General features: G+C 66.8%; 10 protein-coding genes. 4 read left to right on the top strand and 6 right to left on the bottom strand.

From position 1 onward, the window contains the following. Both ACKOED_RS09530 and betA read left to right on the top strand, forming a co-directional pair. On the top strand, positions 1–499 hold a 499-nt coding region (locus ACKOED_RS09530), incomplete at its 5' end, for a MurR/RpiR family transcriptional regulator (RefSeq protein WP_408916361.1). Next, the gene (gene betA, locus ACKOED_RS09525) at positions 496–2154 is read left to right on the top strand and encodes a choline dehydrogenase (protein WP_408916360.1); all 1659 of its coding nucleotides are present in this window, start codon (positions 496–498) and stop codon (positions 2152–2154) included. The genes ACKOED_RS09530 and betA, both read left to right, overlap by 4 nt. On the opposite strand, the gene ACKOED_RS09520 is transcribed toward betA, so the two are convergent. After that, entirely contained in the window at positions 2123–2776 is a 654-nt protein-coding gene (locus ACKOED_RS09520; protein WP_408916359.1) for a phosphoribosyltransferase, read from the bottom strand. The two genes, betA and ACKOED_RS09520, sit on opposite strands and share 32 nt — an antisense overlap. 5 nt (positions 2777–2781) lie before the next feature. Continuing rightward, a complete protein-coding gene (locus ACKOED_RS09515; protein WP_408916358.1) occupies positions 2782–3279 on the bottom strand; it encodes a hypothetical protein in 498 nt (165 codons plus the stop codon). A 134-nt stretch (positions 3280–3413) separates the two neighbouring features. Here ACKOED_RS09515 and ACKOED_RS09510 point away from each other — a divergent pair, with 134 nt between their 5' ends. Both ACKOED_RS09510 and ACKOED_RS09505 read left to right on the top strand, forming a co-directional pair. Continuing rightward, positions 3414–3746, top strand: a complete 333-nt coding sequence (locus ACKOED_RS09510; protein WP_408916357.1) for an HPF/RaiA family ribosome-associated protein — start codon at positions 3414–3416, stop codon at positions 3744–3746. Between the two features lie 13 nt (positions 3747–3759). Continuing rightward, positions 3760–4608: a helix-hairpin-helix domain-containing protein gene (locus ACKOED_RS09505; RefSeq protein WP_408916356.1), complete on the top strand. Its 849-nt coding sequence runs from the start codon at positions 3760–3762 to the stop codon at positions 4606–4608. A 6-nt stretch (positions 4609–4614) separates the two neighbouring features. Here the strand turns inward: ACKOED_RS09505 and ACKOED_RS09500 are convergent, their stop codons facing one another. The 4 genes from ACKOED_RS09500 to ACKOED_RS09485 form a co-directional block, all read right to left on the bottom strand. Then, complete coding sequence (locus tag ACKOED_RS09500; protein ID WP_408916355.1) at positions 4615–5826, bottom strand: APC family permease; 1212 nt, start codon at positions 5824–5826, stop codon at positions 4615–4617. 71 nt (positions 5827–5897) lie between these two features. Then, complete coding sequence (locus tag ACKOED_RS09495) at positions 5898–6461, bottom strand: SIS domain-containing protein (RefSeq protein ID WP_408916354.1); 564 nt, start codon at positions 6459–6461, stop codon at positions 5898–5900. Beyond that, on the bottom strand, positions 6461–7816 hold the full coding sequence (locus ACKOED_RS09490; RefSeq protein WP_408916353.1) for a sn-glycerol-1-phosphate dehydrogenase: 1356 nt from the start codon (positions 7814–7816) through the stop codon (positions 6461–6463). Before ACKOED_RS09490 ends, ACKOED_RS09495 begins: the two co-directional genes overlap by 1 nt. Further along, positions 7813–8874 carry an ABC transporter ATP-binding protein gene (locus tag ACKOED_RS09485; RefSeq protein ID WP_408916352.1) on the bottom strand — a complete coding sequence of 354 codons (1062 nt, stop codon included), beginning with the start codon at positions 8872–8874 and terminating at the stop codon, positions 7813–7815. Before ACKOED_RS09485 ends, ACKOED_RS09490 begins: the two co-directional genes overlap by 4 nt. Between the last annotated feature and the right edge of the window lie 9 nt (positions 8875–8883).

Here is an 8883-nt window from a genome sequence, read left to right as displayed (position 1 = left end):
CCACCGCGCCTTCGATGCCGTGGTGGCGCTGCTCGCCAGCCGCAAGCGCAGGATTCATGTGGCGGGCGGACGGATCACGGGGGCGATTGCCGCCTATCTCGCAACCCATTTGCAGATGGCGCGGCCGGGGGTGAGTCTGGTTCCCGGGAACCCGTCGCTGTGGCCGCAATATCTGCTCGATACCGGCGGCGAGGATGTATTCCTGTTCTTCGACATCCGCCGCTATGACGCGCGCATGCTCGATCTTGCCGTTTCCGCCACAGAGCGCGGGGCCAAGGCCGTGCTCATTACCGACCAGTGGATTTCACCAATCGCGAGGCTCGCCGTGCATTGCCTTCCCTTGCGCATCGAAGCGCCATCGAGCTGGGACTCGAACATCGTGCCGCTGTTCGTGGCCGAGGCGCTGGTGGCCGCCACGGTGAACGCCAGCTGGAAGGAAACCGCGGCGCGCATCGCCGAACTCGAAGCGCTGGCGGAACCCGGGCGGCGCGGCAGATGACGGAGACTTTCGATTTCGTGATCGTCGGGGCGGGCTCGGCCGGCTGCGCCATGGCCTATCGCCTCGCCGCGGACGGCAGGAACACCGTGTGCGTTCTGGAATATGGCGGCAGCGACAGGGGGCCTCTCATCCAGATGCCCTCGGCGCTGTCCTACCCGATGAACATGAGCCTCTATAACTGGGGCTTCGAGACCGAGCCGGAACCGGGCCTCGGTGGCCGCCGCCTGGCCACGCCGCGCGGCAAGGTGGTGGGCGGCTCATCTTCCATCAACGGCATGGTCTATGTGCGCGGCCATGCCCGGGATTTCGACAGCTGGGAAGACATGGGCGCCAAGGGCTGGGGCTTCCGCCACGTGCTGCCCTATTTCAAGCGCCAGGAGACGAGCCATGGCGGCGAGGACGGCTGGCGCGGCACCGATGGCCCGCTGCATGTGACGCGGGGGCAGAGGCGCAACCCATTGTACCAGGCCTTCATCGCGGCGGGCGCCGAGGCCGGCTATCCGGTGACGGTGGACTACAACGGCCGCCAGCAGGAAGGCTTCGGGGCCATGGAAATGACGGTGCATCAGGGCGTGCGCTGGTCGGCCGCCAATGCCTATCTGAAGCCGGCGCTGAAACGCGGCAATGTCAGGCTCGTGACCCATGCCCTGGCGCGGCGCGTGCTGCTGGAGGGCAGGCGCGCGGTGGGCGTCGAATATGCGGTGGGTGGCGGCGTGCGGCAGGTGCGGGCGCGGCGCGAGGTGATCATCGCCGCCTCGACGGTCAATTCGCCCAAGCTCCTGCAGCTCTCCGGGATCGGCGCGCCGGAGGTGCTGGGGGCGGCGGGCATTCCGGTCGTTCATGCGCTTGCCGGCGTGGGCGAGAACCTGCAGGACCACCTCGAAGTCTATTTCCAGGTCCGCTGCCGCGAGCCGGTGACGCTCTATTCGAAGCTTGGCCTGTTTTCGAAAGGCCTGATCGGCGCTGAATGGCTTTTGTTCAAGACCGGCCTTGGCGCCACCAATCACTTCGAGTCCTGCGCTTTCATCCGCTCCGCGGCCGGCGTCGAATATCCGGACATCCAGTATCATTTTCTGCCGGCCGCCATGCGCTATGACGGCAAGGCCGCCTTCGCCGGCCATGGTTTCCAGGCGCATGTGGGCCCGATGCGCTCGAAATCCCGCGGGTTTGTGCGTGTACGGAGCAATGATCCGGCGGAACCGCCGCGCATCCTGTTCAACTACCTCTCCCATCCGGATGACATGCCGGAATGGCGCAGGGCGGTGCGTTTGACCCGCGAAATCTTCCGCCAGCCCGCCATGCAGCGTTTCGCGGCCGGGGAAATCCAGCCGGGACAGGACGTGGAGAGCGACGCGGAGATCGACGCCTTCGTGCGCGCCCATGCCGAGAGCGCCTATCACCCCTGCGGCACCTGCCGCATGGGCTCCCCGGATGATCCTCTCGCGGTCGTGGACCCGGAATGCCGGGTGATCGGCATCGAAGCCCTGCGCGTGGCGGATTCCTCGATCATGCCGCAGGTGACCAACGGCAATCTCAAAGCCCCCACCATCATGATCGGCGAGAAGGCGAGCGATCACATCCTGGGCCGCGATCCGCTGCCGCCGTCGAACCAGGAGCCGTGGATCAACCCCGGCTGGCGGGAGCGGCAACGCTGAAGGCGGACATCACCTCATCATCCGTAAGCTGATGAAAATCCCCGTAATAGGGCCCGATGGCATAAAAGCCCGGAGGCTCCAGCAAGGTCACGGTGCGGTCAGCCTCGCGGCGCAACTGCGCGATGGCATCGGGAGAAGCGACCGGGACGGCGAGGATCAGGGACTTTGGTTGACGGGTCCGCAGGGCTTTCAGCGCCGCTTTGGCGGTCGTGCCGGTGGCAATGCCGTCATCGACCACGATCGCCGTCTTTCCGGTGACGTCGGCGGGCGCGCGCCCGCCCAGATAGCGCTGGCGGCGGCGCTCGATTTCGGCGAGCGCTGGCTTCGCCAGTTCGCCGATCTCCCGGGAGGTGAGGCCCAGCATGCGCATCACGCTTTCGTTCTCCACCAGCAGCGGCGTTGGCCCATCGACAATGGCCGCCGCCGCCAGTTCAGGCTGGCCGGGCGCGCCGATCTTGCGCACCAGGATGAGGTCAAGCGGCGCGTTCAATTCCCTCGCCACTTCCGCCGCGACCGGCACGCCGCCGCGCGGCAGGGCAAGGACCACCGGATTTTCAATGGCCATGGCTTTGAGCCGCCGCGCCAGCCGGCGGCCCGCATCCTGGCGTGAAGCGAACCCCATACCCGTCACCGCTTCGCCCCGGCGCGCCAATTGAGCACGGCGAGGATCGCGGGCTCGCCGCCATGGGCGGCCAAGAGCGGCGCGGCATAGGCCTCGCACCAACGCTTTTCGCCGCCGGGGCTTTCAAGCTCGAAGCTGGCGGCATAAGGCTCGCCCTTGTTCGCCACGAGATCGAACAGTGCCGAGAGCCGACGGCCCAGTTCCGTGTTCACGGCGTCCGCCACGCGCCCGGACGCGCCGCCGAGTGAGATGGCGGCGGATGCGCCGGCCCCGGCGAACATCCAGTCCTTTGTGCCGTTGAGGCTCATCCGCGCCAGCAGCGCATGCGGCCGCGCGAAAGCGGGCAAATCATCGATCAGCCGCTCCGGCGGGTAGAGCGCGCCGCCGCGGCGCTCCCGCCAGAGCCCGGCGGCGGCCTGCAACACGGGATCCGCCGGCGCCGCCGCGTCAAGGCGAATGAACAGGCGGGAAAGCTCAGGCGTCATCTTCTCAAAGTCCGGCATTTTAGGGCTCCGCAAGGTTCGGCAGGCATTCTCCTTTGACTTGCCGGAAGGCGGCCGGGCCTTGATCACGATCAAGGAGCGCAGCCCTGCAATCGAAAATGATGCAACTGAAGCAACAGAAAGGAACAGCCTCCATGAAGACCCCCGTAGAGATGGATTTCCTCGGCTTTCAGGGCTCGGATGCGCAGCGCACCCTGATCGAACGGCATGTGGGCGAGCTTGAGCGCCGGTTTGGCGGCATCGTCTCGGGCCGGGTGGCGGTGAAGGCGCCCGACGGTCACCACCGCAAGGGTGCGGCGTTCCTGGTGTCGATCCGGCTCAAGCTGCCGGATGGCCGCGAGGTGGATGTGTCACGCACGCCCGATGCCGATGAACGTCATGCGGATTTCCATTTCGCGCTGAGCGATGCGGTCCGGCGTGCTGAACGGCAGCTGGTTTCGCAGGTCGAGCGCATGCAGCGCGAATAACCGGGTTTCGGTGATGGCCACGGCCTCCGTCATGTCCAATGCCGAAATCGCCGCCGCCCTGCGCGAGGCGGCGGGCCTGTTGCGGGCGCAGGGGGCAGGCACGTTTCGCATTGCCGCCTATGAGAAGGCGGCGGATACGGTGGAAGCACTGCCACAGAGCATTGCCAGCCTCGCCGCCGGCGGGATCGAGGCGCTGGATGGCCTGCCGCATATCGGCCCCGGCCTGGCTTCGGCCATCCAGGAGATTCTGGCCACCGGGCGGTGGGTGCAACTTGAGCGGCTGCGCGGTGCCTCCGATCCCGAGGCGCTGCTGCGCGGGGTGCCGGGGGTTGGCCCCATGCTTGCCCGGCGCATTCATGATCACCTCGACTGCGGCACACTGGAAGCCCTTGAAGCAGCCGCCCATGATGGCCGTCTCGCCGCGGTGCCGGGAATCGGGCCCCGCCGTGCCGCGGCCATCATGCTGGGGGTTTCCGGACTCCTGAACCGGAAGCGGCCGGTTGGGCCGGGTGCGCCGCCGGTGCCTCCCGTGGCCACGCTGCTCGATGTCGACCGCGAATACCGCGAGAAGGCCGTCACCGGTGCGCTCAGGCTGATCGCGCCCAAACGGTTCAACCCTGAAGGAAAAGCATGGCTTCCCGTTCTGCACACGGAGCGCGGGCCGTGGCATTTCACGGCGCTGTACTCGAACACGGCGCGCGCCCATGACCTGAACAAGACCGGCGACTGGGTGGTGATCTTCTATTCCACCGACAGCCGCCCGGAAGGCCAGTGTACGGTGGTCACCGAAACCACTGGCCCGCGCCGCGGCCTGCGCGTGGTGCGGGGCCGCGAGCCGGAAACCCCGCGGGCGCCGGCATGAGCCGTTTCACGGGCTGGCTTCGAGAACAATGAGGCCGATGGTGACGGCGGCGCCAAAGAGCCCCCAGTAACGCCAACGCCTGAGGCGTGGCGGTGCATCGCCGCGGCGGCCGATCAGGAAGAGACTGACATTCACCGCCGCGAACACGGCTAGCATCACGAGGCTGGTCAGTTCGGCGAGCCGCAGGAGCGGAACGAACAGGCCGAGTGCCGCGGCCGCGGCGCACACCAGCAGGATGGCGCGGACGGGTGTTTGCCGCCTGGCATGCAGGATGCGCAATTGCCGTGGCGCCATGCCTTCACCCGCCATGCCATAGAGGACGCGGCTCGCCATGATGATCTGGACCAGAATTCCGTTGATCATCGCCACCGCGGCCATCACCGCCATGGGGGTTCCGGATTGGCCGGTCACGTGCTGGAACAGGTCGGCGAGCGGCGCGCGGCTCGTGACCAGCGCCTCGCGGTCGGGCCAGCTTGCCGCCACCACCGCGACGAGACCGTCGAGCACCACCGCAATCACCAGCGTCAGCAGGATGGCAAGCGGCACCACCCGCTGCGCATCGTGGGTCTCCTCCGCCATATTCTCAATATCCTCGAAGCCGATGAAGGCGAAGAATGCAACAAAGCCGCCGGCGAAGACCGCGCTCCACACTGTCCAGTCCGTGGGCAGCGAAAGGACTTCGCCCAGCAACGGCGAGCGTGCCGCCATCGGCAGCCCGGCCACGGCCACCACCAGCAGCGCGCCGACCTCCAGAACCGTGACGACGGCGGCAAAGCCCACGCTTTCGCGCACCCCGGCGGCGGCAACCATGCTCAGGAACGCCATGACCGCGAGCAGGCTCATGGCTTCTGGCAGGCCCGAGAAGCTCGCGACATAGCGCGCGAAGGCCAGGCCGATGACGGCGCTCGACGTGATGGCGACGGCGACCACGCCATAGCCGATGATCCGGCCCGCGATCTCGCCTAGTCCCAGCTTGACGAAGATGGCTTCGCCTGCCGCGCGCGGATAGGCGCTTGCCAGTATCGCATAGGAGAAGCCGCTCAGCCCGGCGACGACGCCCGCCACGAAAAAGGCCAATGGGGCATGACTTCCAGCAATGGCCACGATCTCGCCGATGAGGGCGAAGATGCCCGCGCCAATGGTGACCCCGACGCCATAGAACACAAGCCACGGCAGGCTGAGGGCACGGCGCAGTTGGCTGGGGGCATCATGGGCCATGCTGCCAGCCTAGCCCACTTCACACCCGAACGGAAACGTCTCCGGCAATTTGCGGGTGTCTTGCGCTAAGCCTATTCGAGATTGGTATGCCGCTTGCGCATCGCGGAAGGCGAAACCTTCAGCCGTTCGCGCAGCATCAGGATCAGCACCTCGAAGGTGAGGAACTGCGCGCCCTCGAACAGCGAGCCCATCGGCAGCACCGAGGCCGGGCTGGGTCCGGTGTCGTCCGCCATGGTCTGCGCCGGAATGACGAGCACGGTGTCACAGGCGCGCGGCACGCGGCCCTTGGGTTGCGCGGTGATGCAGGCGGTGCGCGCGCCGGCCTCCGAGGCCACACCGATGAGCCCCATGACGGTGGAAAAATCGCCCGGTCCCGCGCTGACGATGAGAAGATCGCCGCGGCCCACCGGCGGCGCCGCCATATCGCCCACCACATGAGCATCGAGACCGAGGTGGTAGAGCCGCATCGCCAGCGCGCGCATCATCAGGCCTTCGCGGCCCACGCCATAAAGCACCACGCGCCGCGCCTTGGATATCTCACGCGCCAGACGGTCAGCCGCGGCGGCGTCCACCTCGCGGCTGGCGGCCTTCACCTCCTCGGCGGCTTGCTCAACGGTCTTGCGGTAATCCAGCATCAGACAGTGGCTCCTGTTTTGATCCCGGACGATGCCGGAAAGGCGTTCACGGCGGCCTGCAGCCAGCCCGTATCGTCCAGCACATCGAGAATCGTGTAGCGGCTGCGCAGGTAGAGCGATGAGAGCACGGTCCAGCGCAGGTAGCGGTCATCGACGCCGATATCCATGGGTGTGGAGGGCGCGCCGGCCATAAGCAACATCGCCGCGAAGTCTTCGGGGTTGATGACCTGTCCTTCTAGCCTCGCCTTGAGGCGCGGCCAGACCTCCTTGAGGCGCGTCAGCCGCTGGCGCAGCACATCCTTGCCCACATGCTTGAGACGCGTTTCCTCGATCGAGCGGTCGGCGATCTCGGAAGGCCCGAAAGCGCTCTGGATCGCTTCCGCCTTTGCGGCGAAATCCGGGGCCTGCGCCACCGTGGCCTCAATGTCGAGGCGCGCCATGTCCTGGGCGAGGAACCAGCTGTAGAGCCGCAAGGCCGCCAGCGAGCCGATGGCCACGCAAGAGCCGTGGCTCACCGCTTCGCCGTCATGTTCGAGGCCCCGCATTTCCCAGAGATGGGCAATCTGGTGATCGGCCCCCGAGGCGGGCCGTGAGGAACCGTAAAGCTCCATCGCGAAACCCACCAGTGACAAGCCTGCGAACAGGTTCTCGATGGCGGCGGGTTCGCCGCGCGCCACGGCCTGCGGGTGTGACAGGAAATCGCGCAAATGCCCTTGCACCATGGTCCATGCGGCTGGTGCGATGGGCTCGATGCCAAGCTCATCCGCCAGGATCCAGTCCGCGCCCGCCGGGATCTTGCCCGCAAGATCGCTGTAGCCCCAGCTTGTCATGTCCGGTGGCGCCTTGCTGAGAACGTCGAGGTCGGCGACGATCGCCCGCGGGGGCGCGCATTGGATCGTCTTCTTGAAACCCTTCTCCGAGAGCGGCGCGCCAGCTGAAGTGTAGCCGTCCATCGACGCCGCGGTGGCCACGCAGAGATAGGGACGCCCGAGCTTGAAGGCCGCGTATTTCACGACATCGTTGATGACGCCGGAGCCCACGGCGATGGGAATTGCATCAGAGCCTTGCAGGGCGCCGATCAGCGTCTGCGCCAGTTCGACACTGGGCTTGGGCTTCGGCTTGGCGGGCAGCACATGGGTCTTGACCGCGATGGCCGCCGCGCGAAGCTGCGCGTCGAGCGCCAGGCCTGCGGCGGCCCAGGTGTTTTCGTCAGCGATGAGAAACGCCGTTCCCCCGCCGAAATGCGCCTTGAGGAGGGCCGGCGCTTGGGCGAGCGCGCCCGTCGAGAGATCGACGGCGGCGATGGATTTCGAAACCTTCAGGCCCCCGGCTATGGTTTGCTGCGCGGCATTCAATGCGGCTTTCCTCCCGATCGCAGCGCGAGCCCCTGGGCATCGAAGAAATGGAGCCGGTTCGGCGGCAGCGAGAGGCCGATGACCTGGCCGGCGTCGATCGCGGTGTCGCCGTCGGCGCGGACAACCAGCGAGGTTCCATCCGCGAGCGTGACATAGAGATAGGCGTCGCCGCCCAGCGTTTCGCGCAGCCGGACGGTGGCGTCGAAATCGCCCTTGCCAGCTTCGGTGATGACCATGTGCTCGGGCCTGATGCCCAGCTTGGCGGCGGCGCCGGCCTGCGCCAGCCTCGCGCCAAGCCCCACCCTGGCGGTGCCCTGACTGGGCCGCAGGTCGATGAAATTCATGGCCGGTGCGCCGATGAAACCGGCGACGAATTCGGTGCGCGGGCGGTGATAGAGCTCCATGGGCGGGCCGATCTGCTCGATCCGGCCCTCGTTCAGCACCACGATCTTGTCAGCCATGGTCATGGCCTCGACCTGGTCGTGGGTGACGTAGATCATGGTGGCGTTGAGCTGGCGGTGCAGCGCCTCGAGCTCGACCCGCATCTGCACCCGGAGTTTGGCGTCGAGGTTTGACAGCGGTTCATCGAACAGGAATACTTTCGGATTCTTGACGATGGCCCGGCCGATCGCCACGCGCTGGCGCTGGCCGCCGGAGAGCTGGCCCGGCTTGCGGTCAAGATAGTCGTTGAGTTGCAGCACGCGCGCCGCCTCGGTGATCCTGCGGCTCCGCTCTTCGGCCGGGAAATTGTTGATCTTCATCCCGAAGTCCATGTTTTCGCGCGCCGTCATGTGGGGGTAAAGCGCGTAGGACTGGAACACCATGGCGACGTTGCGCTCGGACGGCGCCTTCCGCGTCACATCCTCCTCGCCGATCATCACCTGGCCGCGCGAAATGCCCTCCAGCCCGGCGATGGCGCGCAGCAGGGTGGACTTGCCGCAACCCGAGGGGCCCACGAATACCGCGAACTCGCCATCCTCGATATCCAGCGACACGTTGTGAATGACCTGCTGTGCGCCGTAGGACTTGTCGATGTTCGACAGCTTCACCCGCGCCATTGAGAACCT

This window comes from Aestuariivirga sp. (assembly GCF_046093005.1).
GTDB lineage: Bacteria > Pseudomonadota > Alphaproteobacteria > Rhizobiales > Aestuariivirgaceae > Aestuariivirga.
Note: the sequence above shows the minus strand (reverse complement) of the source record. Positions and strands in the feature narration are given on the sequence as shown.

Excerpts from the sequence above, each read along its gene's own strand:
- betA (WP_408916360.1), top strand. The coding sequence starts at position 496 with ATGACGGAGACTTTCGATTTCGTGATCGTCGGGGCGGGCTCGGCCGGC.
- ACKOED_RS09520 (WP_408916359.1), bottom strand. The coding sequence starts at position 2,776 with ATGGGGTTCGCTTCACGCCAGGATGCGGGCCGCCGGCTGGCGCGGCGG.
- ACKOED_RS09515 (WP_408916358.1), bottom strand. The coding sequence starts at position 3,279 with ATGCCGGACTTTGAGAAGATGACGCCTGAGCTTTCCCGCCTGTTCATT.
- ACKOED_RS09510 (WP_408916357.1), top strand. The coding sequence starts at position 3,414 with ATGAAGACCCCCGTAGAGATGGATTTCCTCGGCTTTCAGGGCTCGGAT.
- ACKOED_RS09505 (WP_408916356.1), top strand. The coding sequence starts at position 3,760 with ATGGCCACGGCCTCCGTCATGTCCAATGCCGAAATCGCCGCCGCCCTG.
- ACKOED_RS09500 (WP_408916355.1), bottom strand. The coding sequence starts at position 5,826 with ATGGCCCATGATGCCCCCAGCCAACTGCGCCGTGCCCTCAGCCTGCCG.
- ACKOED_RS09495 (WP_408916354.1), bottom strand. The coding sequence starts at position 6,461 with ATGCTGGATTACCGCAAGACCGTTGAGCAAGCCGCCGAGGAGGTGAAG.
- ACKOED_RS09485 (WP_408916352.1), bottom strand. The coding sequence starts at position 8,874 with ATGGCGCGGGTGAAGCTGTCGAACATCGACAAGTCCTACGGCGCACAG.